Here is a 23,569-nt window from a genome sequence, read left to right as displayed (position 1 = left end):
ACATCCAATGTCTATCGTCGTCACCGGAGCCACCGGCCAGCTCGGGCACCTCATCGTCGAGCACCTCATCAACCGCGGCGTCACCCCGGCCGAGATCACCGCCGTCGGCCGGAACACAGCGCGTCTGGCCGACCTGGCCGGGATGGGCGTGGCCACGGCGGTCATCGACTACGCCGAGCCGGCCAGCCTGGCCGCCGCGTTCACCGGCGCCGACGTGCTGATGCTCGTCTCCGGCAGCGAGGTGGGGCAGCGTGTCGCGCAGCACAGCAACGCCATCACCGCCGCGGTCGCCGCCGGAGTGGGCCGCATCGTGTACACGAGCGCCCCGAAGGCCGACACCTCGGCCCTGATCCTCGCCCCCGAGCACAAGGCCACCGAGGAGGCCCTGCTGGCATCCGGCGTTCCGTTCACGATCCTCCGCAACGGTTGGTACACCGAGAACTACGCGGCCGCCGTGCAGCAGGCCCGGGAGACGGGCGTCTACCTCACCAGCACCGGTGCGGGCCGGGTGGCCAGCGCCTCGCGCAGCGACTACGCCGAAGCCGCAGCCGTGGTGCTCACCACCCCCGGCCACGAGAACGCCGTCTATGAGCTCGCCGGAGACATCGCCTGGACCGGCACCGACATGGCTGCCGCCCTCACCGAGGTCGTCGGCCGCCCTGTCGTCTTCACCCCGGTCTCCCCAGAGGAGCACACGGCCATCCTCACCGGCGCCGGCCTGGACGGCGGCACCGTCGGCTTTGTGGTGGCCCTGGACGGCAACACCCGCGACGGCCTACTGGCCGGCGGGTCGAGCGACCTGGCCACCCTGATCGGCCACCCCACCACTCCGTTGCTGGACGGTCTGCGCGCGGTCGCGTAACCCCCTGCGGCGGTGTTGCCGCCGCTCTGAGCCTCCGTCCCCGGCGCACCCTGCGCCGGGGGCGGAGCCATTGAGCCCGCCGGAGGCCTCGACTACGCTGTACGGATTATCGGAGGGAGATCATGAAACCGCTTTCTGCTACCGAGATCCGGGATTCCATCGTGAACGCCACCACCGACGAGATCGCCCGGATGCCGCTCCCCGGGCTGCACGAAACCATCTGGGACGAACGTGAGTACCTGGGTTGGCGTGACCCGCAGGCCGCACACCGCGGCTACATTGTGTTCTGGCGGGGCGATGCTCCATTGGGCATGATGCTGCGGGCCGCGGCGCGGGGGCCCGGTCGGTCGATGTCTGCGTTCTGTTCGCTGTGCCGCACGCAGCAGCCGGCGCACCAGGTGAGCCTGTTCAGCGTGCCCAAGGCCGGCCAGGCCGGTCGGGACGGCAACACCGTCGGAACCTACATCTGCTCCGACCTGGCCTGCTCCACGCTCATCCGCATCCTGCCGCCACCGTCGCAAATGCAACCCAACCCCGCCGAGATGATCACCTCCAGGGGTGCCGGGTTGCTGGCCCGTCTCGAGGGGTTCACGAACGAGGTCCTCAAACCGGCGGAGTAGTCGCGTGTCACGTCTTCGGGGGGCGGCGGGGTAGATTGTACACAACCCGGCGATGACGCCGACAACTGTGGGGCAGGGGGTGGGTGAATGGCGCGCTCTGCGCAACGTCTGGCCGCGGGCTACCGCCCCGGGCTCTTCAACGCCAACGAGTCGGCGGGCCTCCTGCTCGGCGTGGCTCAGGCCGGCTTCGGCCTGCCCCTGCTCCTGTACGCCTGGTACAAGTGGGTGCAGAACGATGAACCGATGCTCGTGCTCCTGTGCGTCGGAGCAGTCCTCATCGTCACGGGAGCGCTCTCCGCCGGGTTCCGCACCAGGATGCGGGTGCCGCTGCGCCATCTCGCCTTGTGCTGGATAGGCGTCATGGACCTGCTCTGCCAGGCGGCCACCGGCGCCGAGCCGGTCACCCTCACCTTCGCCTGGACCCCCAGCATGCTGGCGTTGGTCGCATTCGCGGTGCTCCCCGCCGCGCAATCCCTGATCTATCCGGCGGTCTTCATCCCCCTGTCGCTCATCGTGCTTGCGGTGCAACCTGGCGCCGACCCGGCGGATGTCGCCATGTCGTCGCTCCTCATGCTGGCGACCGGCCTGGGGCTCACCTGGTTCGCCCGCAGCGCCCTCCTCGCGGAGACAGATGAGCTCACCGGCATCCACAATTTCGCCGGATTCGAACAGGTGCTCAGCGCCGCCATGCGGGACGCCGCTCCCACCGAGCCGCTCTCCCTGGTGCGACTGGATATCAACGAATTCGCCCTGGTGAACAGGCGACGTGGCCGGGAGGGCGGCGACCTGGCCATCATGAAGTTCGTCGCCGATGTGGTCAAGGCTCTCCCGAGTGCGGCGACCATGGGCCGCGTGGAGGGCGATGCGTTTGCGATCCTGCTGCCCGGGTTCACCGCCGGCGACGCCTGCGACCTGATGGTGCGGGTGCAAGTCCAGGTGGCCAAGTTCTCAGCCGGCATCTCAGCCAGGGAGGGCAGCGAGTCCGAGAGCGAGCTCTTCGGCCGGGCCGGCAAGGCGCTCTTCGAGGCCCAGCGCGTGGGAGGCCACGGCAAGATGATCATCCACGGCGGCTACTACGCCTCCCCGGCAGCCGTGCTGGACGGCCTGCGGAACGGCGAGTTCTTTCTGCGCTTCCAGGCCGTGGTCGACCTGGCCACCGGCGCCGCAATCGGCGCAGAGGCCCTGGTGCGTTGGCAACACCCCACCAGGGGGCTGGTGCCCCCCGCCGAGTTCATCCCGCTCTGCGAGGCGAGCGGGTCCATCGTGGTCCTCGGGGAGTGGGTCGTCCGCGAGTCGGTCGCGGAGGCAGCACGCTGGCGCCGGCTGCGTGGGGAGGACGACCCGGTGAGCGTGGCGATCAACGCCTCGGCGCGCGAACTGACCTCGGCCGGCTACGGAGAGTTTGTTCTCACCGAGTGCGCCAATGTGGGTCTGCCGGCCGCCCTGGTGCACATCGAGGTGACCGAGACCCACTTCGGCAGCGATGCCGCGGCCGTTCGCGACAACATCCGGGTGCTGCGCGGCGCCGGAGTAATCATTTCGATGGACGATTTCGGCACCGGCCACTCCAGCCTGTCCAGGCTCACCGAGATCGAACTCGACGTGATCAAGATCGACCAGTCCTTCGTGGCCGTGATCGAGACCGAACGGGAATCCCCCGTCGCGGAACTGACGATAAAACTGGCGGCGACCCTCGGACTGCAGGTGATCGCCGAGGGTGTCGAAACCGAGACGCAAGCTGAGTGGCTGCGGGAGCGCGGTTGCCTGCTCGCGCAGGGCTACCTGTATTCGCGGCCCGTGGCCGCCGACGAGTTCGTGGCCAGGTTCCTCGTCCAGCCCGTTACCCGCGCCTGACCTCGTCCGGCAGAACCGGCACGAGGGTGACGTCGGTGAGCTGCCCGTTGTCGGCAACAGCCGTCAGGTAGGTGTGTGCCGGTTGCCTCCGGCGGTCAGTCGGCGACCCCGGGTTCAGCAGCCGCAGACCCCGGGGCGACACGCTGTCCCAGGGGATGTGGCTGTGCCCGAAGACGAGCACATCGGTGTCCGGAAAGGCCTCGTCCATGCGCTTCTGGCGCCCTGTGGCGGCACCGGTTTCGTGGATCATCGCAAAGCGGACGCCCTCGATGGTGTCCCGGGCGATCTCCGGCAGCACACGGCGCAGGTCGGCGCCGTCGTTGTTGCCGAACACGCCCAACAGCGCCGGTGCCCGGCGGGTCAGCTCCTCGTACAGGCTGAGGTCGACCCAGTCCCCGGCGTGCAGCACGAGGTCGGCCTCGTCGACAGCCCGCCAGACCTGCTCGGGCAGCCGCCGGGCCCGCTGGGGAACGTGCGTATCGGAGATCAGCAGAAGTCTGGTGGCCATGCCCCATTCTGCCCCGCCTACCGTCGGGTTCGCACGAGGGCTAGGTTCGCAGCGTGGCCGACCGATTCAACACCACCGAGAGCATGCGCGACTCCGTCTTCTTCGACGGGCCGGCGTCCAGCGCGCGGTACTCCAGATTCTGGATGCTGCTGGTGCTCGCATCGATCATCGCCTCGGCGGGCATCGTGGGCGATTCCACCGCCACGGTGATCGGCGCGATGATCGTCGCTCCGCTGATGACGCCCATCCTCGGCACGATGCTCGCGACGGTGCTCGGCGACAGGACGAACCTCATCCGCTCCCTGGTGTTGGTGCTGGGCGGCGCCGCCGCCGCCGTGGTGATCGGCTTCGCGGTCGGCCTCCTCGTGCAGACCGACGTGCTCGCCAGCACGAATGCCCAGGTCTCGGCCAGGGTGAATCCCCGTCTGATCGATCTGCTGGCCGCCCTCGGCACCGGCGTCGTCGGCTCGGTGGCGCTGGTGCGCCGGGACATCTCCGATACGCTGCCCGGCGTCGCGATAGCCATTTCCCTGGTCCCGCCGCTGACCGTGGCCGGCCTGGTCCTCGAGTCGGGCTCCGTCCCCCAGTTCCTGGGGGCGCTGCTGCTCTTCGTCACCAACGTCGTCGCCATCCTCGGCACCGGCATCGTGGTGATGTCGGTCTACGGGGTGAGCCGGCTCACTCGCCGGAAAGCACCCGGCGACACCGGGGCGCCCGGCCTGCTGCGCCCGGTGGCCGTGCTCGCCGTGATGCTGCTGTTGATCGGCATCCCCCTCACTCTCACCAGCGTCGAGGTCACGGCCCGCAGCAACGTGGAGGGTACCGTGCAGACCGTGGGCGAGAAGTGGGCCGCAGGCGTCGGTTGGACGGTCACCGGCGTCTCCACCCGAGGCGCCGAGGTGACCCTGCGGGTGGTGGGCGCACCGCCGGTGCCCGACACCGCCGCGCTGCAGGCCGCCCTCGCGGCGGCGGGGATCCATCCCGAGAGGGTGACCGTCGATCTGACCCCGGCCACCATCGTGAAGCTCTCTACAGTTCCCTGAGCGGAACGCAGAAAAGCCCGCCTGACCGGGGGTCTGGCGGGCTTTTCAAAGAGCGGAGACGGAGGGATTTGAACCCTCGGTGCCCTGTGAAGGGCACTCCACCTTAGCAGGGTGGTGCACTAAGCCGGGCTATGCGACGTCTCCCGGATGCCTGCTTGCGCAAACACACATCCACCATACTAACCGCACCACGACGTCAGTTTGAACACCATCCCCACGGGCGGGTGCCGACGGTGCTACTGGTCGGCCAGAGTGCGCCCGGCCGAGCAGGTGTACTGGGACGCGTCCTGCCCGTAAACATTGCTCGGCAGCGCCTCTTCGGTGGTGGCCGGATCGGTCGCGGCGGGATCGGTCGGCGCGGGCACGGCAGGGTCAACCGGCTCAACGGGCGCTTCGGTCGCGGCGGCGGCAGGGTCTGCCACGGAGCGGAAGTCGGCTTCACCGGGTGCCAGGGTCGGCGAGGCGTCGGCGAGGATGGACGCCATCAGATCGTCGGCGGCGGACTCGTCGGGTTCGACGCCCCCGTCGACGTTGTAGACCGGGTACTGCACGAACACGACCTTCTCCAGCGGAATGTCCTTGAGCGCCATCGCGATGGAGACCATCGTGTCCATGCTCTGCAGCGAGGTCGACAGCTCCATATTGTCCACGGCGGCCTTGGCGATCGAGTACAGCTTGATCGGGTCGCTCAGCGTCTCGGCGCTCTTGAGGGTGCGCACGAGCGAGGACAGGAAAACCTGCTGGTTGCTGATACGACCGAGGTCGCTGCCGTCGCCGACGCCGTAACGGGTGCGCAGGAACTGCAGTGCCTCCAGGCCCTTGAGCTCGTGCTCGCCGGCCGCGAGGTCCAGGTCGGTGTGTTCGTCGACGATGGGCTCCGCGATACAGACGGGCACCCCGCCGACGGCCTCTGACATGGCCGCCACGCCGTTGAACTGTACGACGGCGGCGTACTGGATCGGCAGGCCGGTGAGTTCCTCGACCGTCGACACCGTGCAGTTGAGCCCGCCGTAGCTGAGGGTGCTATTGATCTTCTGGCTGCTCATGGCCGAGTAGGTTTCCCCGTCGGGGCCGGTGCACTCCGGGATGGGCACGTAGGTGTCCCTGGGGAAGCTGACCACGGTGGCACTGCTGTGGTCTTCGGCGATGTGCAGCAGCATGGTGACGTCGTTGAGGACCGCGGTCTCTTCTTCGGGATCGCCGTAGCCGCCGCCCTGGCCGACACGGCTGTCGCTGCCGACGAGGAGCAGGTTGGCCCCGCCGTCGATGGAGCTGATCTGCGGGATCGGACCCGCGGTCTCGCTGTCCAGGCGGATGGGTTCCTTGACGCTGGTGGCCACGTTGAGGGTGGCGAGGGCCGCGACCGAGACACCGCTGACCATGACCACGGCGAGGGCGGCGGCGAGCACCTTGGCGATGTTGGCGAATGCGTTGGACCGCTTGAGCCTGCCGTGCCGGGCGATCGGGCTGGTCTGCTTCGATCGTTTCGAGCGGGGGCGCAATTGGTCGCTCACGCAGATCCTTTCGTCGTTATGCAGGTGCAGCGCCTCGCGGCGCGGAGGGCGTGGGATTCGAACCCACGAGACATTTCTGCCCACCAGTTTTCAAGACTGGCTCCATCGGCCGCTCGGACAGCCCTCCCGATTCAACGCGGGACCGCCCCGTGACGGGCCGGATCCAACATCGAACTTCGCCCGATCTTAGCCGATCACGGAATAAGTAGCCTGACACGCGAAACTGGCAACGCCCTGCACGGCGGCCGACCCCCGCGAATTACCGTGTGTACTGGAGTGCTAGAGGCTGCTCAGGACCACGGCCAGGCCATCGTCCTGCACGCTCACGGTGAGCTCGCTGGCGGCCTCGAGGACGTCGTCCGGGGACTGGCCCATGGCCACACCGCGGCCCTCCGCGCCGGCCCAGAGCAGCATGTCGATGTCGTTGCGCCCGTCGCCGACGGCCATCACCCGGCTGCGTGGGATGCCGCACTCGGCACGCACCCGCTCCATGGCGGTGGCCTTGTTCACACCGTCGGGGGCGATATCGAGCCAGGCGGTCCAGCCGATCGCGTAGCTCACCCGGTTCAGACCCATCTGCTCGACCACCGCGAGGAAGTCCTCCATGTCGTGGTCCGGCGAGACGACGACGACGCGGGTGGCGTCGTGGCGCAGCAGCTCGTCGAAGGCGACGTGCTCACTGTCGATGCCGATCGTGGCGTCGGGGAACACCTCCGTGTACCGGTAGAAGCCGTGCTCGTCCTCCACCGCGTACCGGGCATCCGTGAGGTGCGAGCGGATGGAGAGCAGCACGTCGCTGGGGTCGAAGGTTTCGACCCATTCGCGGCGGTACCCGGTCGGGGCATCCGCGTCTCGGTGCAGCGTGATGGCGCCGTTGGAGCAGACCACGAATTGCGGCGTGATCCCGAGACGCTCGAGCACCGGGAGGGTGGCGGCGGCGCTTCTGCCGGTTGCCAGCATGATCTCGTGGCCCGCCTGGTGCACCCGGCGCACCTGGCGGATCACGGCCTCGCTGATGGTGCCGTCCTCGTGCAGGGTGGTGCCGTCGATGTCGAGGGCGACCAGCCAGGGCGCGTCGGTGGTGGGGCTCATCGGATGGGTGTGAGGACGTCGAGCCCGCCGAGGTAGGGGCGCAGTGCTTCCGGCACGAGAACCGAACCGTCGGCCTGCTGGTGCGTTTCCAGGATGGCGACGATCCACCGGGTCGTGGCGAGGGTGCCGTTGAGGGTGGCGACCGGGGCGGTCTTGCCCGACTCGGTGCGGTAACGGATGTCGAGGCGCCGGGCCTGGAAGGTCGTGCAGTTGCTGGTGCTGGTGAGCTCCCGGTAGGCACCCTGGGTGGGCACCCAGGCCTCGATGTCGTACTTACGGGCGGCGCTGGAACCCAGGTCGCCTGCGGCGACGTCGATCACCCGGTAGCTCAGGCCGAGGGCCTGCAGCATGCCCTCCTGCAGGGCGACGAGGCGGTTGTGCTCGGCCTCGGCATTTTCGGGCAGCACGTAGGTGAACATCTCGAGCTTGTTGAACTGGTGCACCCGGATGATGCCGCGGGTGTCCTTGCCGCCCGACCCGGCCTCGCGGCGGTAGCAGGTGGACCAGCCGGCGTAGCGCAGCGGACCGTCGGACAGGTCGAGGATCTCGTCGCTGTGGTAGCCCGCGAGGGCAACCTCGCTGGTGCCGGTGAGGTAGAGATCGTCGGCGGGCAGGTGGTAGATCTCGTCGGCGTGCTCGCCGAGGAACCCGGTGCCGTCCATGATCTCCGGGCGCACCAGGGTGGGCGTGATCATCGGGATGAAATCGGCCGCGAGAGCATGGTCCAACGCCATGTTCATCAACGCGATCTCGAGCCGGGCGCCGATGCCACGCAGGAAGTAGAACCGGGCACCGGAGACCTTGGCGCCGCGGGCCATGTCGATGGCGCCGAGCATCTCGCCCAGTTCGAGGTGGTCGCGGGCCTCGAAGTCGAAGGTGGGGATCTCGCCGTGGGTGCGCAGGGTGGCGAAGTTGTCTTCGCCGCCGGCGGGCACGCCGTCGATGATCGGGTTGGCGATGGTGCGCATCACGCTCGTGAAACGCGCCTCGGCCTCCGCGGCGGTCACTCCGGCCGCCTTGACCTCCGCGGCCAGGCTCTGCGCCTGGGCGACCAGGGCCTTCTTCTCGGCGGGCGGCGCCTGTGCCACGGTCTTGCCGAAGGCGTTCTGCGAGGCACGCAGCGCCTCGAAGGTGGTGATCGAGGATCGCCGGTCGGCGTCCGCGGCGAGCGCGGCGTCGACGGCCTCGACAGAGTCGCCCCGCGCCTCCTGCGATCGCTTGACGAGGTCGGGATTTTCGCGTAGCAGCACCGGATCAATCACTCGGTCAGTCTACAAGCGCCAGCCGTTGCCCCCTTGCTAGCCTGAGCGGGTGCCAGCCTCCAGTTCCGGACCCAGCGACATCCCCTCGAGTTTGCGCCGTGCCGCGGTGGTCTACAACCCCGTGAAGACGGATGTCGACAGGCTTCGCCTCGGCGTGAACACCGCGGCCGCCGCGGCGGGCTGGGCCGAACCGCTCTGGTTGGCGACCTCCGTGGCCGACCCCGGCCAGCGGGTCACCCGGCAGGCGCTGCGCCAGGGTGTGACCATGGTGCTCGCTGCGGGTGGCGACGGCACCGTGCGGGCGGTGGCCGAAGCGCTGCGTGGGTCGGAGGTGAGCCTGGGCATCCTGCCGGTGGGCACCGGCAACCTGCTGGCCCGCAATCTGCAGCTGCCCCTGAACAGCCTCGACGACGCCATCAGCATCGCCTTCGGCGGGGCCGACAAGGCCATCGACCTCGGCGTGGCCTCGGTCACCTACGCCGACAACAGCATCAACGACCAGGTCTTCCTGGTGATGGCCGGGCTCGGCCTCGACGCCCAGATGATCGCCGAGACGCGCCCGGACCTGAAGAAGCAGGTGGGTTGGCTGGCCTATGTGGATGCGGGGATGCGCGCCATCCCCAAGGCCGAACCGTTCCGCATCCGCTACAGCCTGGGCACCCGCAGCGAGCACCAGGCGCTGGTGAGCACCATCCTGATCGCCAACTGCGGGGTGCTGCCCGGAAACATCCAGTTCCTGCCCGACGCCCTCCTCGACGACGGCGTCCTGGACATCGCCGTGTTGCAGCCCAAGGGTGTGCTCGGCTGGCTCATGATCTGGCGACGGGTGACCTGGCAGAACGGGGTGCTGCGGCGCTCCGCCGTGGGCCGGCGGATCATCGAGCTCACCGATACCGACAGCGAACGTGCGATGACGACGCTGGTCGGCACCGACATCCGGATCGTGCCGGACCACCCGCAGCAATTCGAGCTGGACGGCGACGAATTCGGGCTGGTGACAAGCGTGTTCCTCCGGGCGGATGCCGGTGCCCTGCTGGTGCGGGTACCGGCCGGCTGGCCGATGCCGACGGACGGATCCGCGGGAGTCCGGTGAGCCGTCAGAGGCCCTGGGCGCTTCGGCGCCGGCGAGCCCGCCAGCCCCAGGCGTGCCAGAACAGCAGGCCACCGAGAATCACGATCCCGCTCGAGATCAGGGGTGGCGCGACCAGGTAGCTGAACTGTTGGAGGACGAACGCGACCGGCGGTTCCCCGTTTCCCGTATACGAATTGTTCCCGAACATTCCGCTCACGGCCTGCCACTGCAACACCATGCCACCCGCCGGAAGCGCGAGGGCCACCACCCAGAGCAGCGCGATGTACGGGTTCCACCTCGAGGGCTCCAGCTCGTCCTGGAAGGTGTCGCCGTCGAAGGCCAGGGCGTCGAGATCGTCGAATGCACCGTCGGTGCCGACGACGAGGTCCTCGAACGGCGCCGCGGCTCCGCCGACCGCGGCGGCAGGTTTCGCCGGCGACGCGCCGATCAGCCCGGGGCGAGCGGCGGGCCGGGGTGGATCACCGGGCTGGTAGCCGCGTTGAAACCTGGCGTCGTGCCGCGGGTCGAACGCCGGCCGTTCGGGCCCCCCAGGCTCGGTCACGCTGTCGGCTCCCCCGAGACCAGACCGCGCAGCCAGTCCCTGGCTTCGATGAAAACACCGTCGTCGTACCGGTCGGTGAACACATTGGCCGCTTTGTCGGCTCGCGGATACGAACCGAGGAAGATCACCTTGGGGCTGAACCGGCGCAACCCCAGCAGGGCGTCCGCCACCCGTTCGTCGAGGATGTGCCCGTCGGCGTCAATGACGAACCGGTACCGGCCGAGGGAGTCACCGATCGGCCGGGACTGGATCAGGCTGAGGTTGACGCCGCGGGTGGCGAACTGCTCGAGCATCTCCAGCAGGGCGCCGGCCCGGTCCTCCGGGAGCTCCACGATCACGCTGGTCTTGTCGGCGCCGGTCGGCTCCGGGATCACGGTGGTGCGTCCGACGAGCACGAACCGGGTGACGGCGTTGGGGTTGTCACCGATGTTGCGGGCGAGCACCACCAGGTCATGGTGCTTTTCGATACCGGGCGGCGCGACGGCGGCATCCGCTGGTCCCGGCTCGAACAGGGCGGCGGCGGCGGAGACATTGCTCGACGAGGGGATGTGCCCGTGCCTGGGCAGTGTCGTTTCGAGCCAGCTGCGGCACTGCGCGTAGGCCACCGGATGCGCGTTGACGATCTTGACGTCCTCGAGGGCGGTTCCGGGCCTGGCGACGAGCACAAAGTTGACCGGTACCAGGTATTCGCCGATGATCCGCAGGTTCGGCACGCTGGCCAGGGCGTCCTGGGTGGCGCTCACCCCGCCGTCGACCGAATTCTCGATAGCGATCATGGCGGCGACGCTGCGCCCGCTCACGACGTCGGCGAAGGCCTCCCCCACGTTGTTGACCGCGCGCCACGGCAAGCCCCTGGCCTGGGGAACCTGGGCGAGGGCGGCCTCGGTGAAGGTTCCCGCCGGCCCCAGGAAGCTGTAGTGCACATCGGGAGTCTCTGGCATGGCTCACAGCCTAGTTGGAGTGCAAGACTGGGCACTATGAACGCACGCGCAGGCACCCCGGCCCAGAAATCCGATCTGATCGACGTTGAGGCCCTCATCAGGGCGTATTACGACCTCAAGCCGGATGTGTCGGTGCCCGCCCAGCGGGTTGTCTTCGGCACTTCCGGGCACCGCGGCAGTTCGCTGAACACCGCGTTCAACGAGAACCACATCCTCGCCACAACGCAGGCGATCGTGGAGTACCGCGCCGCCCAGGGCATCACCGGCCCGCTGTTCATCGGCGCCGACACCCACGCCCTCAGCGCCCCGGCCACCACCACGGCCCTCGAGGTGCTGGTGGGCAACGGCGTGCGGGTGCTGGTCGACGAGTTCGACGACTTCGTGCCCACCCCGGCACTGTCGCACGCGATCCTCGCCTACAACCGGGCCGGACACGACGACCAGGCCGACGGCATCGTCGTCACCCCGAGCCACAACCCGCCCATGGACGGCGGCTTCAAGTACAACCCGCCGCACGGCGGACCGGCCGACAGCGACGCCACCTCCTGGATCGCCAATCGCGCCAACGAGATCATCGCCGACGAGATGCGCGCCGTGCTCATGGCCGAGCCCAGCGCCGTGGAGACCTACGACTTCCGCGGCCAGTACGTCGACGACCTCGAGAACATCATCGACATGGCGGCCATCAAGAAGAGCGGCATCCGTATCGGCGCCGACCCGCTGGGCGGCGCGAGCGTCGGCTACTGGGGCGCCATCCGCGACCGCTACGAGCTCAACCTCACCGTGGTCAACCCGCTGGTCGACCCGACCTGGGCGTTCATGACCCTGGACTGGGACGGCAAGATCCGGATGGACCCGTCCAGCCCCTCGGCGATGGCGTCGGTGCTGGCGCACAAGGACGACTTCGACATCCTCACCGGCAACGACGCCGACGCCGACCGGCACGGCATCGTCACGCCGGACGCCGGCCTGATGAACCCCAACCACTTCCTGGCCGTGGCCATCGAATACCTCTACAGCCACCGCGACGGCTGGCGGGCGGATGCCGCGATCGGCAAGACCCTGGTCTCCTCCACCATGATCGACCGCGTCGCCGGTTTCCTCGGCCGTGAGCTGTGGGAGGTCCCGGTGGGCTTCAAGTGGTTCGTGCCCGGCCTGATCGACGGCTCGGTCGCCTTCGGCGGCGAGGAGAGCGCCGGCGCGAGCTTCGTGCGCTTCGACGGCACGGTCTGGACCACCGACAAGGACGGCATCCTGCTGGCCCTGCTCGCTGCGGAGATCGTCGCCGTGACCGGCAAGTCGCCCAGCGTGCGGTACGCCGAACTGGCCGAGCACTTCGGCGCCCCGGCCTACGAGCGCATCGACGCCGTCGCGACGCCGGCGCAGAAGACCGCCCTCGGCAAGCTCGACGGCGCAGCAATCACCGCCACCGAGCTCGCCGGCGACAAGATCATCGGCGCGCTCAGCAACGCCCCGGGAAACGGCGCGGCCATCGGCGGAGTGAAGGTCTTCACCGAATACGCCTGGTTCGCCGCCCGCCCCAGCGGCACCGAAGACGTCTACAAGATCTACGCCGAGTCGTTCAAGGGCCCGGAGCACCTCAAGCTGGTGCAGATCGAGGCCAAGGCCATCGTCGACGCGGCGATCAGCTAGCCTCGACCGGTCACCGGGCTCGGTGGGCTACGGGATGCTCCAGTAGTACGCGGTTCCGCCCGGGTGCTTCTCGGTGATCGCGAAGTCCACCGAGAGGTAGTCGGTGTCGTCGGTGTGCCCGGCGTAGTAGATCACGATGTCGTCGCCGGTGCCCTCGATGCGGGAGACGACGGCGGTGTGGTCACGGTCGCCCGTGTTGTCCCAGTCGAACTGGACGACATCACCGAGCTTCACCTGATCGCGCTGGTCGTCGGTCAGGGCGGTGGCCCGGCCGGAGTCCGCGAGGTAGTTCATGAACGCGGTCGAACTCACCCACGGTGAGGAGAAGTCGAAGTCGGAGCCGGTTCCGCTGGTCCACCAGGTCTCGTCCATGGCCCAGCCCCTGGCCACCAGGGACTGACTGGTGAAGTTCACGCAGTCGTTTCCGGTGACCACACCGTACTGGTCGGTGTTGTAGTCCTTCCAGTGCGCCAGCGCGTAACTCAGCTGAGCCTGCACGGCGGGGTCAACGTCGACGGGCGCGGCCGTCATCGCCGGAGTCTCGCGCGGCGCGGTCTCGACCGTGGCAGCGGCGTCCGCCGCAGTGGAACCGCGCTGAGCCGAACCGGTTCGATCCACGCCGGACGTCGCCAGGGCCACGGTTCCCACGGCGAGTCCGCCGAGGATCAGGGCGATGACCCCGATCCGTGCTGGTCGAGCTACAGCCACAACTACCTCCATTCGGGGGGGGATCTCAAGCCAACCACACTATTTGGTGAAGAGTCTGGGACCGGACCGGCCACCGATCTTCGGGCGGTGTTGTGAGCGTGCCAGGCATAGTAGACCTCATCGCGGGCAGGGTGTTCTCGAGCCGCGGACCGTGAGCGTCGGGACCCCCGAGGCTGTGGGGGTGGCGTGTGAGTGGAATTCAGCCGAGGGCTTTAGCCGTAGGACGGTGCGGCCGGTAGGCCGAAGAACTCCTCGAGCGTGGTGACGCCCTGGTCGTGCATTTCCGTGGCCAGGTCGATCCCGATGTACCGGAAGTGCCAGGGCTCGAACTCGTAGCCGGTCACCGGGGTCTTGTCGGCGGGGTAGCGCAGCAGGAAGCCGAATCGCCACGCGTTTGCGGCGAGCCACTGGCCGTGTGGGGTGTCGGCGAAGCACGCGTTGAGTGAACACTGCCCGGGCTGGGCGCTGATGTCGATCGTGAGACCGGTCTGGTGTTCACTCGTACCCGGCCGCGCGGTACTCAAGTCGGCACCGGCCTGACCGAGGTTCGCGAGATCGTTGTTGTAGACCCGCGTCTGCGCGTCGAAGCTGCGGTACGCGCTCTGCGATTGCAAGGCCAGGCCGGTTTCGGCCGTGAAGGCGGAGAACAGGGCCACGACGGCGTCGGAGGCCTCCTGCCGCAACTGCGGGGGGTTCGCGAACGGGATCGGCACATCGACGAGGTCGTCGGGAGCGTAGTCGGTGGGGTTGAGCGGGCGGAGCTTGTCAACGACCACCCAGATGCTGTTCGGGTCGTCGATCGACCGGGCAGCGCGGTCGAAGGTGGGTGCCGGAGCCGGGTCAGGCGAGGCCGACGGCGACGGGCGCGGTGGTTCGGTCGGCGTACTGGCCGACGGGCCGGGCGATGCGGATGTGGTCGGCGTGGTCTCGCTCGATGCGGCGCGGCCGGTGTGCTGGCCCAGGATGAGGGCTCCACCACCGGCGACCAGTAGCAGTGCGGCGGCGGCCGCGACGAGTGCGCGTCGACGGCGTACGCGCGGCGACGCCCCCCGGCGCGATTGAACTGACACGCTGCCGAGCATATCCTGCGCCGACGCCACTCCCCGGCATCGGCATCATCGCCGCCGGGGAATTCCAGCGCCCCGTAGTCTGTTTCACCCCGTATGCGAATTGTTATAGCAGGAGCACACGGAAAAATTGCACGGTCCCTCACCCGGGAGTTGACCCTCGACGGACACACTGTGATCGGGCTGATCAGGAACGCTGAGCAAAAGGAAGACCTCGTCCTCGATGGAGCCCAACCGGTTGTCCTCGATCTCGAGAACAGCTCGGTCGACGCCGTCGCCGAGGTCATGGCCGACGCCGACGCCGCGGTCTTCGCGGCCGGCGCGGGTGCGGGCAGCGGCGACGCACGTAAGAACTCGGTCGATCTGGGGGCTTCGGTGTTGTTGGCGGATGCCGCCGAATCCGCCGGGGTGCGCCGGTTCGTACAGATCTCCTCCACCGGAGCGGATCTGGTGCGTGACGGAGCCACCCCCGACAGCGTCCCCGCCGACTTCGTCGCCTACCTCCAGGCCAAGCTCGGCGCAGAGGAAGACCTCGCGGGCAGAGACCTCGACTGGACCATCGTGCGGCCGGGCACCCTGACCGATCACGACCCCATCGGCTCGGTTCGGCTTGAGCGCACGGGACCCGACGAGAGCGGAACCGTGCAGCCGGAGACCCAGGGCAGCGTGCCCCGGGCCGATGTGGCAGCGGTGCTGGCCGAGTTGCTCCGCACCGGAGCAGGCAGCCACTCGGTGCTGCACCTCATTTCCGGCCCGACCCCGGTGGCGAAGGCCGTGGCCGTCTTCGCCTGAGACACCACACACGTCGCTCCCCTGACCGATTCAGGGGAGCGACGTGAGGCGGCTGGATCAGCCCTTGACGGCGCCCGCCATAATGCCGGAGATGAGCTGCTTTCCCGCAAGCACGAAGAGCACGAGCAGCGGCAGTGTTGCCAGCACGGCACCTGCGAGCACGACCGAGTAGTCGATGTATCGTGCGGACTGCAGCTGACTGAGAGCCACCTGTAGGGTCGGGTTCTGCGGCGAAACGATCATCGGCCAGAGAAAGTCCGTCCACGCCATCATGAAGGTGAAGAGCGACAGGATCGCCATCGCCGGACGAGCGGCGGGAACCGCGACGTTCCAGAACGTGGTGATCATGTTCGCGCCGTCGACGCGGGCCGCCTCAATGAGCTCGTCCGGAATCACGTCGACGAGGTACTGGCGCATGAAGAACACGCCGAAGGCCGTCACCAGGGTCGGGACGATGATCGCGCCGATGGAGCCGGTCCAGCCGAACTCGCGCATCAGGATGAACAGCGGAATGATGCCCAGCTGGGTGGGGATCGCCATCGTCGCGACGACGAAAACCATCAGCCCGTTGCTGCCACGGAACTTGAGCTTGGCGAACGCGTACCCGGCGAGAGTCGAGAACGACACGACGGACACGGTGATGATCGTCGACACGATCACGCTGTTGAGCAGGGCCTGCCAAAACGGAATGGTGTCGAAGACTGCGGCGACGTTGGTCCAGAACTGCCCGCCAGGAAGAAGCGGCGGCCAATCCTGGGACAGCACAGACGACGGGCTCGCACCGACGACAACGGACCACCAGAGCGGGTAGGTTCCGCCGGCGAAGAGCGCGATCAGGATGCCGTAGGTAAGGAAGCCTGGACGACGGTCGATGCCGAGGCCTTTGTGCTTGGTCTTGCCCCGCTTGACGGTGACCGTCTGACCCGGTACCTCCGGGGTGGTTTCTGGGCGGGCGATGGTGTCGGTCATGCTCGGGGCTCCTTCGCGCCGTTTCGGAGCGTGCGGCGAACCGCGCGTTTGTTGTTCTTGGCGTCGGACCGGCTGTCTGCCGTGGCGATCCGTTGCGAGATCAGGTAGTTGAGCACGCCGAACGCCACGATGATGACGAACAGGATCAGGGCGATCGCCGAGGCCTTGCCGAAGTTCTGGCGCTGGAAGGCCATCTCCCACAGGTAGAGCACCGTGGTCTGGAACTGTCGGTGCGCACCACCGGCCGTGGAGCTGGTCGCGTCGTACAGGCGCGGCTCGGTGAAGATCTGCAGCCCACCGATGGTCGCCGTGATGATGACGAAGATCATGGTGGGGCGGATGCTCGGCAGGGTGATGGAGAAGAAGCGGCGGACAAACCCGGCGCCGTCCAGGGCGGCGGACTCGTGGATGTCCCGCGGCACCGACTGCATGGCGGCGAGCAGGATCAGGGCGTTGTAGCCGGTCCAGCGCCAGTTCACCATGCCGGCGATGGCCAGGTGGCTGGGCAACACATCGGTCTTCCAAAGGATCGGGTCCACGCCGACGAAGCTGAGCAGGTGGTTCACCAGACCGCTCTGCTCGCTGAACATGCTGGAGAAGATGAGGGCGACCGCGACAGGGGTCACGACGTAGGGGATGAGGATGCTCATGCGCCAGAAGGTCTTGGCGCGCAGGTTCTGGTCGAGGATCGCGGCGATGGCCGTGGCCACCACGAGCTGCGGAATGCTCGAGAGCAGGAAGATACTCATGGTGTTGAACAGTGAATTCCAGAACAAGGGGTCACTGAGCTCTGCGGCGTAGTTGTCGAAGCCGACCCACTCCCCCGGCCCGCTCAGCAGATTCCAGTTGTTCAGGGACACCACAAAGGTGTAGACGAGAGGGAACAGGCCCACCAGGCCGAACAGCACGAAGAACGGTGCGACGTACAGGTAGGGCGAGACTTTCACATCCAGGCGGCTCAGCCGGTGCTTGTAGGTGAGGGCGCTCGCGCGGCCGGGACGCTTGAGAGGCGCGGGAGCGCTGGTCTCTGGTTCAAGTGTGCGTGTCATGGTGACTTTCTGCCTTCGAGCCGGGCTTCCGGTGCCGCGTCGCGGCGCCGGAAGCCCGGCAAGAGCGGATTGGTGCTGCTACTACTTGTTGACGATGAGCTGGTCGAACAGGGTCATGGCGTCGTCCCATGCCTTGTCGCCCGCGACACCCTGGTCGAGCGCGATCGCGGACGGGCCGAAGACCTGCTCCTGGATCGTGGAGTCATCCGGACCCTTGAACTGGGCCTTCACGCCGTCGGCACGCTTGGTGAGGATTTCAGCGATCGGCGCGTCGTTGAAGAACGCGGAGACTCCGGTTGCCTCAGACAGTGCGGGGTCCGTCTGTGCAGCGGTGACGCTGGGGAACGGGCCCTCGGCCTTGAACTCGGCGACCTGCTGGTCGGCCTCGGTCAACCAGGCAGCCAGGTCCGCGGCTTCCTGCGGGTGCTTGGACTGCGTCGGGACGGTCAGGAAGGTTCCGCCCCAGTTGGTCGCTCCGCCGGGGAACACGTCGGCGAAGTCCCAGCCGGCCGTCGCGCCGGTGGCGTCGCCGCCGGCGGTCTCGACCTGGCCCTGAACGACTCCGAGCATCCAGCCCGGGCACATGAAGGTCGCGAAGGTTCCGTCGGTGAACGACGAGCCCTTGTTCCAGTCCCACTGAGCCTGCTTGCCGGAAAGGCCGGCCGCGTTGGCGTCGGCCAGCTGCGTCCAGGCCGCCTTCAGCTCGGCGTTGTCAACAACGTTGAGCTCGCCGTCGGCGGTGTAGTAGCCCTCGTCCATCTGGTTCACCATGGAGTTCCAGATGAAGCCGGACTGGTCGAACCACGCCTTGCCGGTGGCCTCCTGGTACTTCTTGCCCAGGGCGAAGTAGCTTTCCCAGCTTGCGTCGTCGCCGCCGAGAAGCGTGGCTACTTCGGCACGGTCGGTGGGCAGCCCGGCGGCTTCGAAGGCTGCGCTGTTGTAGCAGAGTCCCTCCGGGCCGATGTCGGTGCCGTAACCGATGATGCGTCCTTCAGCGTCGGTGCCCTGTTCGAGCTTCCACGGAACCCAGCGGTCCTTGATGTCGTCGGCGCCGTATTCCGACAGGTCGACGAACTGGTCGGAGACGGCCATGATCGAACCCAGCCAGCCTTCCTCGACGGCGACAACGTCCGAGAGGCCGCTGCCGGCGGCAATTTTGGTGAAGGCATCCGTGCGAGCGTTGCCACCCGTGTCGATGTTGTTCGCCTTGATGGTGATGATGGGGTTGGCTGCCTCATACTCGGCGTACAGGTCAGCCATACCCATGCTGCCGAATGTGGTGACGGTCAGCTCGATGTCACCGCCGGAGACGCCGTCGGTGCCCGCCGACGAACAGCCTGTGGCGATGAGGGCGAAGGATGCGGCGCAGGCTACTGCGGCGCCAACCTTGGTGCGTTGTGAGAACTTCACTTTCACTCCTTTGTGTGCGTGTGCTTGTGCGATTGCAAGACATACGTGCGGGAATGAGAGCGCTCTCATTCAAACGTGAGAGCGCTCTCATCAATCACCGTCACCATAGAGCAGGAGAAGCAGGCTTGTCAATACGACCACGACGTACCGGTGATTTGACGGCGCGTCGTGACCTCGAACGGGGGCGCTGAAGGGCGGCCTGGGCACGGGCGCACCGGATTCACGCGGGACCAATGGCCCGGGCGCAAATAGACTGACCCCATGACAATGGGAACCCGGAGTGCGCGTCCGCCCCAGCCGACCCTCGAGATGGTCGCCGCCGCGGCCGGAGTCTCCAGAGCAACGGTCAGCCGGGTTGTCAACGGCTCCCCCAAGGTCAGGCAGGAGGTCGTCGATTCCGTCAACGCCGCGATCGAACAACTCAACTATGTACCCAACCGCGCCGCCAGGTCACTGGCCAGCCACCACACCCAGTCGGTCGCCCTGGTCGTGCCGGAAGACATGACCAAGTTCTTCGGCGACCCGTACTTCGCCGCCGTCGTGCAGGGCATCACTCAGCGCCTGGACGAGAGTGACTACACGCTCAACCTCCTCGTCGCGTCGAGCGACCCCCGGCACAAGACCATGCGCTACCTGCGCTCGGGTAACGTCGATGGAGCCATCGTCATCTCGCACCACACCGGCGATGATTTCGTGGCGAACCTGGAGACCACCATGCCCGTGGTCTTCGGTGGCCGACCCACGAACCACTCCGGCCCGGATAATTACTTCGTGGACGTCGACAACGTGGCCGGCGCCATCAGCGGCGTGCAGCATCTCATCAACCTCGGCCGGCACCGCATTGGCACCATCACCGGACCGGTCGACATGCCCGCCGGCATCGACCGACTCAATGGCTTCCGGCACGCACTCGCGGCCGCCGGGCTCGAGTCAGATGCCGTGGAGCACGCCGACTTCACGGCCGCGGGCGCCGCCGCGGCAACTCGCCGTCTGCTTGAACACAGCCCGCACGTGGATGCCTTGTTCGTCGCGAGCGACCTCATGGCCGTGGGCACGATGGGGGTCTTGGCCGAACAGGGCCGCTCGGTGCCCGGCGATATCGCGGTGGTCTCGTTCGACGACAGCCCGGCCGCCACCTCCGGTCCGATCTCGCTGACCACGGTGAGCCAGCCATCGAAGGAGATGGGCTTCGCGATGGCGGACCTGCTCTTGCGCCTGCTCGCCGGCGACGAGACCGTGCCGCACCATAACTTCATGCCGACGCGCTTGGTGCTTCGCGACTCGGCCTGAGCCGCCCAGGTCATCCGTTCAGTCGAGCTGCGGCATAACCTCTCTGGCCAGAAAATCAAGGTGCTCGAGGTCGGCCAGGTCCATGATCTGCAGGTAGACGCACTCCACGCCGTCGGCGGCGAGGGCTCCCAGCCTGTCGACGACCTCACCGGTGGTCCCGGCGATCCCGTGCTCGCGGAGTTCGGCGGGCTCCCGGCCCACGGCGGCAGCGCGTCGGGCGAACTCGGCCTCGTCGGCGCCGGCCACCGCGATCAGCGCAGTCGAGTAGACCAGTTCCTGCGGGTTGCGGCCGATGGCCTCGCAGGCTGCGCGCACCCCGGCGAACTTGGCGGGGATGTCGGCGAAGTCGGGGAAGGGCAGGTTGAATTCGGTGGCGAACCGCGCGGCCATCGCCGGGGTGCGCTTGGCTCCGCCACCGCCCACGATCACCGGCACGCGGGACTGCGTGGGCTTGGGCAGGGCGGGAGAGTCGACGAGGGTGTAGTGCTCGCCGGCGAAACTGTAGGTCTCACCGACGGGCGTTCCCCACAGGCCGGTGATCACTTCGAGCTGCTCCTCGAGCATGCCGAACCGCTTGGCCGGGAAGGGGATGCCGTAGGCCAGGTGTTCCTGTTCGAACCAGCCGGTGCCCAGGCCCAGTTCCACGCGGCCGCCCGACATCTGGTCGACCTGGGCGACCTGGATCGCCAGGACCCCCGGCGGACGGTAGGTGACCGAGGACACCAGGGTGCCGAGGCGGATGCGCTGCGTCTCGCGCGCCAGTCCGGCCAGGGTGGTCCAGGCATCCGTCGGCCCGGGCAGCCCGGAGACGTGATCGCCCATGGCGAGGTAATGGTCTGAGCGGAAGAAGGCGTCGAAGCCGAGAGTCTCGGTGGCCTGCGCGACCGCGAGGAGGTCGTCGTAGCTGGCGCCCTGCTGGGGCTCGGTGAAAATGCGGAGTCTCATGCTCCCAGTCTTGTCTCCAGCTCGGCGTCGACGAAATCCACACCGGGCAGGGCGCCGAGCCTCTCGTGCATCACCGCGAGCGACTCCGGGTTCTGGTCGATGAGAAGGAACTTGCGCCCCAGGGCAGCCGCGACGGCACCCGTCGTGCCGCTGCCGGCGAAGAAGTCCAGCACCCAGTCGCCCTCCCGGCTGGAGGCTTGGATCATGCGCCGCAGGATGCCGACCGGCTTCTGGGTGGGGTAGCCGGTTTTCTCCTTGCCCGTGGGCGAGACGATGGTGTGCCACCAGACATCCGTGGGCAGTTTGCCCTTGGCCACCTTCTCGGGGGTGACCAGGCCCGGCGCCATGTAGGGCTCTCGGTCCACGGTGCTGGAGTCGAAGTAGTAATCCTTGGGGTTCTTCACGTAGACCAGGATCGTGTCGTGCTTGGTGGGCCAGCGGTTCTTCGATTTGGCGCCGTAGTCGTAGGCCCAGATCAGCTCGTTGAGGAAGCAGTCCCGGCCGAAGAGAGCGTCGAGGAGCACCTTGGCGTAGTGCGCCTCACGGTAGTCCAAGTGCAGGTAGAGGGTGCCGTCATCGGCCAGCAGGCGCCAGGCCTCGATCAAACGGGGCTCCAAGAACGCCCAGTAGTCCTCGAACTGGTCGTCGTAGCCGAGCAGATCGCCCTTGATGCGCTCGTAGCGCTGGCCCTTGAACCCGGTGATGGTTCCGGTGGCGTGGGCGCCGCTGGCCAGGGTGCTCCGCACCGAGGTGGTCGACTGCCGCTTCTGGCTGCGGCCGGTGTTGAACGGCGGGTCGAGGTAGATGAGGGTGAACGCGCCGTCGGGCAGCGTCGGCAGCACAACCAGGTTGTCCGCCTCGATGACCCTGCTGGGAGAGGACTGAGTCCACGCGTTTGGCATTCCCTCATTCTGTCAGTCGGCTTACGCTGTTCCGATGACAAGTGAAGAGATGACCCGTGCCGACAGCACCGCGCACATCAGGCACGAACCGGACCTCTCGCGCTACACGCTGTGGCAGGACGGCGAGCCGGTGGGCCTGGCCGACTACACGCTGGCGGGCCAGTCAGTGACCTTCACCCACACCGAGGTCGACCCGGCCAAGCGCGCACACGGGCTCGCGGGCTTCCTCATCGAGCAGGCGCTCGACGACGTGCGCACGCGCACCGACCTCACCGTGGTGGCGGCCTGCCCGTTCGTCGCGGACTGGATCGACCAGCACGCCGAATACCAGGACCTGCTCATCCGCGGCACCTGATCCTGTGCTCGCCAGGCGCTGTGCTGGCCAGGGCCGTCCTGGTTAGGGCACGCGGCCGATCCAGGCGTCGGTGCTGAACTTGCTCTCCACCAAGTCGGCGGCCTTGGCGTATTCCTCATCGGTGATGTCGCCGGGTTTCGCCCCGTACAGGCTCGTGAAAGTCTGCTTCATGCGGTCGATGATCTCGGCGCGGCTGAGCCCGGTCTGGCTGCGGAGCGGATCCACCCGCTTGGCGGCGCTGGTGATGCCCTTGTCGCTGAGCTTCTCCCGGCCGATGCGCAGCACCTGCACCATCTTCTCGCCGTCCATGTCGTAGCTCATGGTGACGTGGTGCAGCACGGCGCCGCTGCCGAGGCGCTTCTGGGCCGCCCCGCCGATCTTTCCGGTGGGGCTCGTGATGTCGTTGAGCGGCTGGTAGTGCGCGTCGATGCCCAGTGACTTGAGCGCCGTGATGACCCACTCGTCGAGGAAGGCGTAGGAGTCGGCGAAGCTCATACCGTGCACCAGCTCGGTGGGAGCGTAGATCGAATACGTGATCACCGAACCGGCCTCCATGAACATGGCGCCGCCGCCGGAGACCCGGCGCACCACCGTGAAGCCGTGCTTTTCGGCGTTGACGGGGTCGACCTCGTTCTTCAGCGACTGGAAGCTGCCGATCACGACGGCCGGTTCATTCCACTCCCAGATGCGCAGGGTGGGGCTGCGGCGGCCCTCGCCGACCTCGACGGCGAGCACCTCGTCGAGAGCCATCTGCATGACCGGGGGCACGGCCTTGGTGTGGATGATCTGCCACTCATAGTCCCGCCAGCCGCTGGCGTGGGCGAGCGAACGACGGATGGCGACGGCGACCGACTCCGGAGAGAACCCGAGCAGGGTGGCCTGGGGCGGCAACGCGGCCCGCACCGCGGCCGCGATGGTGGCCGCGTCGCTGTCGGCGGCGAGGCCGTTCACCGCTGCGTTGATGTCCTCGAGGGCGTCGTCCGGCTCGAGAAAGAAATCACCGGCCAGGCGAAAATCGGTGATGAGATTGTCGACGACATTCAGATCGACCACAACGAGTTTGCCGCCTGGAACCTTGTATTCACCATGCATGTGATCA

The 23,569-nt window shown here is 67.7% G+C and carries 23 protein-coding genes and 2 tRNA genes; 9 read left to right on the top strand and 16 right to left on the bottom strand.

The window, feature by feature from the left end:
* Window positions 1-7: 7 nt before the first annotated feature.
* The 3 genes from E3O57_RS11320 to E3O57_RS11310 all read left to right on the top strand — a co-directional run bounded on the left by E3O57_RS11320 (window position 8) and on the right by E3O57_RS11310 (window position 3,336).
* A complete protein-coding gene (locus E3O57_RS11320; RefSeq protein ID WP_103478751.1) occupies window positions 8-862 on the top strand; it encodes an SDR family oxidoreductase in 855 nt (284 codons plus the stop codon).
* Between the two features lie 122 nt (window positions 863-984).
* Window positions 985-1,482 (top strand): FBP domain-containing protein, encoded by a 498-nt coding sequence (locus E3O57_RS11315; RefSeq protein ID WP_088454920.1) that lies wholly within the window; start codon window positions 985-987, stop codon window positions 1,480-1,482.
* Window positions 1,483-1,569: 87 nt separating this feature from the next.
* Window positions 1,570-3,336 (top strand): bifunctional diguanylate cyclase/phosphodiesterase, encoded by a 1,767-nt coding sequence (locus tag E3O57_RS11310; RefSeq protein ID WP_088454919.1) that lies wholly within the window; start codon window positions 1,570-1,572, stop codon window positions 3,334-3,336.
* Here E3O57_RS11310 and E3O57_RS11305 read toward each other — a convergent pair.
* Complete coding sequence (locus E3O57_RS11305; protein ID WP_088454918.1) at window positions 3,323-3,844, bottom strand: metallophosphoesterase family protein; 522 nt, start codon at window positions 3,842-3,844, stop codon at window positions 3,323-3,325. The two genes, E3O57_RS11310 and E3O57_RS11305, sit on opposite strands and share 14 nt — an antisense overlap.
* 53 nt (window positions 3,845-3,897) lie before the next feature.
* Here E3O57_RS11305 and E3O57_RS11300 point away from each other — a divergent pair, with 53 nt between their 5' ends.
* Window positions 3,898-4,887, top strand: a complete 990-nt coding sequence (locus E3O57_RS11300) for a DUF389 domain-containing protein (RefSeq protein WP_088454917.1) — start codon at window positions 3,898-3,900, stop codon at window positions 4,885-4,887.
* 53 nt (window positions 4,888-4,940) lie between these two features.
* Here the strand turns inward: E3O57_RS11300 and E3O57_RS11295 are convergent.
* The 5 genes from E3O57_RS11295 to serS all read right to left on the bottom strand — a co-directional run bounded on the left by E3O57_RS11295 (window position 4,941) and on the right by serS (window position 8,755).
* Window positions 4,941-5,031: transfer RNA gene (locus E3O57_RS11295), tRNA-Ser, on the bottom strand.
* Window positions 5,032-5,123: 92 nt separating this feature from the next.
* Window positions 5,124-6,401: an LCP family protein gene (locus E3O57_RS11290; protein ID WP_241980016.1), complete on the bottom strand. Its 1,278-nt coding sequence runs from the start codon at window positions 6,399-6,401 to the stop codon at window positions 5,124-5,126.
* Window positions 6,402-6,443: 42 nt separating this feature from the next.
* Window positions 6,444-6,528, bottom strand: a tRNA-Ser gene (locus E3O57_RS11285).
* A gap of 152 nt (window positions 6,529-6,680) precedes the next feature.
* Window positions 6,681-7,493 (bottom strand): HAD family hydrolase, encoded by an 813-nt coding sequence (locus E3O57_RS11280; protein ID WP_088454915.1) that lies wholly within the window; start codon window positions 7,491-7,493, stop codon window positions 6,681-6,683.
* Window positions 7,490-8,755 (bottom strand): serine--tRNA ligase, encoded by a 1,266-nt coding sequence (serS, locus tag E3O57_RS11275; protein ID WP_088454914.1) that lies wholly within the window; start codon window positions 8,753-8,755, stop codon window positions 7,490-7,492. The genes E3O57_RS11280 and serS overlap by 4 nt, the downstream gene beginning before the upstream one ends.
* A gap of 49 nt (window positions 8,756-8,804) precedes the next feature.
* On the opposite strand from serS, the gene E3O57_RS11270 reads away from it, so the two are divergent.
* A complete protein-coding gene (locus E3O57_RS11270) occupies window positions 8,805-9,848 on the top strand; it encodes a diacylglycerol kinase family protein (RefSeq protein ID WP_174776337.1) in 1,044 nt (347 codons plus the stop codon).
* 4 nt (window positions 9,849-9,852) lie between these two features.
* Here E3O57_RS11270 and E3O57_RS11265 read toward each other — a convergent pair whose 3' ends face one another.
* Window positions 9,853-10,389 (bottom strand): hypothetical protein, encoded by a 537-nt coding sequence (locus E3O57_RS11265; RefSeq protein WP_103478750.1) that lies wholly within the window; start codon window positions 10,387-10,389, stop codon window positions 9,853-9,855.
* On the bottom strand, window positions 10,386-11,330 hold the full coding sequence (gene pheA / locus E3O57_RS11260) for a prephenate dehydratase (RefSeq protein WP_088454912.1): 945 nt from the start codon (window positions 11,328-11,330) through the stop codon (window positions 10,386-10,388). The genes E3O57_RS11265 and pheA overlap by 4 nt, the downstream gene beginning before the upstream one ends.
* 36 nt (window positions 11,331-11,366) lie before the next feature.
* Here pheA and pgm point away from each other — a divergent pair, with 36 nt between their 5' ends.
* Entirely contained in the window at window positions 11,367-12,983 is a 1,617-nt protein-coding gene (gene pgm / locus E3O57_RS11255) for a phosphoglucomutase (alpha-D-glucose-1,6-bisphosphate-dependent) (protein ID WP_088454911.1), read from the top strand.
* Window positions 12,984-13,010: 27 nt separating this feature from the next.
* On the opposite strand, the gene E3O57_RS11250 is transcribed toward pgm, so the two are convergent.
* Both E3O57_RS11250 and E3O57_RS11245 read right to left on the bottom strand, forming a co-directional pair.
* Window positions 13,011-13,691, bottom strand: coding sequence for an amidase domain-containing protein (locus E3O57_RS11250; RefSeq protein WP_165787868.1), 681 nt, complete (start codon window positions 13,689-13,691; stop codon window positions 13,011-13,013).
* Between the two features lie 212 nt (window positions 13,692-13,903).
* On the bottom strand, window positions 13,904-14,761 hold the full coding sequence (locus tag E3O57_RS11245; RefSeq protein WP_241990383.1) for a D-alanyl-D-alanine carboxypeptidase family protein: 858 nt from the start codon (window positions 14,759-14,761) through the stop codon (window positions 13,904-13,906).
* A gap of 93 nt (window positions 14,762-14,854) precedes the next feature.
* On the opposite strand from E3O57_RS11245, the gene E3O57_RS11240 reads away from it, so the two are divergent.
* Entirely contained in the window at window positions 14,855-15,550 is a 696-nt protein-coding gene (locus tag E3O57_RS11240) for an NAD(P)H-binding protein (protein WP_103478748.1), read from the top strand.
* Window positions 15,551-15,607: 57 nt separating this feature from the next.
* Here the strand turns inward: E3O57_RS11240 and E3O57_RS11235 are convergent, their stop codons facing one another.
* From E3O57_RS11235 to E3O57_RS11225, 3 genes are all read right to left on the bottom strand, one after another.
* Complete coding sequence (locus tag E3O57_RS11235; RefSeq protein ID WP_088454907.1) at window positions 15,608-16,519, bottom strand: carbohydrate ABC transporter permease; 912 nt, start codon at window positions 16,517-16,519, stop codon at window positions 15,608-15,610.
* The gene (locus E3O57_RS11230; protein WP_103430255.1) at window positions 16,516-17,568 is read right to left on the bottom strand and encodes a carbohydrate ABC transporter permease; all 1,053 of its coding nucleotides are present in this window, start codon (window positions 17,566-17,568) and stop codon (window positions 16,516-16,518) included. Before E3O57_RS11230 ends, E3O57_RS11235 begins: the two co-directional genes overlap by 4 nt.
* Before the next feature lie 81 nt (window positions 17,569-17,649).
* Window positions 17,650-18,978 carry an ABC transporter substrate-binding protein gene (locus E3O57_RS11225; RefSeq protein ID WP_103478747.1) on the bottom strand — a complete coding sequence of 443 codons (1,329 nt, stop codon included), beginning with the start codon at window positions 18,976-18,978 and terminating at the stop codon, window positions 17,650-17,652.
* Window positions 18,979-19,239: 261 nt separating this feature from the next.
* On the opposite strand from E3O57_RS11225, the gene E3O57_RS11220 reads away from it, so the two are divergent.
* Window positions 19,240-20,268, top strand: coding sequence for a LacI family DNA-binding transcriptional regulator (locus tag E3O57_RS11220; protein WP_103478746.1), 1,029 nt, complete (start codon window positions 19,240-19,242; stop codon window positions 20,266-20,268).
* A gap of 18 nt (window positions 20,269-20,286) precedes the next feature.
* On the opposite strand, the gene E3O57_RS11215 is transcribed toward E3O57_RS11220, so the two are convergent.
* Together E3O57_RS11215 and E3O57_RS11210 are read right to left on the bottom strand one after the other, a co-directional pair.
* Entirely contained in the window at window positions 20,287-21,213 is a 927-nt protein-coding gene (locus E3O57_RS11215) for an LLM class F420-dependent oxidoreductase (protein ID WP_088454904.1), read from the bottom strand.
* Window positions 21,210-22,115, bottom strand: a complete 906-nt coding sequence (locus E3O57_RS11210) for a site-specific DNA-methyltransferase (protein ID WP_103478745.1) — start codon at window positions 22,113-22,115, stop codon at window positions 21,210-21,212. Before E3O57_RS11210 ends, E3O57_RS11215 begins: the two co-directional genes overlap by 4 nt.
* Before the next feature lie 34 nt (window positions 22,116-22,149).
* On the opposite strand from E3O57_RS11210, the gene E3O57_RS11205 reads away from it, so the two are divergent.
* Window positions 22,150-22,470, top strand: coding sequence for a GNAT family N-acetyltransferase (locus E3O57_RS11205; protein ID WP_241983728.1), 321 nt, complete (start codon window positions 22,150-22,152; stop codon window positions 22,468-22,470).
* 42 nt (window positions 22,471-22,512) lie between these two features.
* Here the strand turns inward: E3O57_RS11205 and E3O57_RS11200 are convergent, their stop codons facing one another.
* Window positions 22,513-23,562 carry a biotin/lipoate A/B protein ligase family protein gene (locus tag E3O57_RS11200; RefSeq protein WP_088454901.1) on the bottom strand — a complete coding sequence of 350 codons (1,050 nt, stop codon included), beginning with the start codon at window positions 23,560-23,562 and terminating at the stop codon, window positions 22,513-22,515.
* Window positions 23,563-23,569: the final 7 nt, after the last annotated feature.

The organism is Cryobacterium sp. TMN-39-2 (assembly GCF_004402745.1).
Classification (GTDB): Bacteria; Actinomycetota; Actinomycetes; order Actinomycetales; family Microbacteriaceae; genus Cryobacterium; species Cryobacterium zongtaii.
Note: the sequence above shows the minus strand (reverse complement) of the source record. Positions and strands in the feature narration are given on the sequence as shown.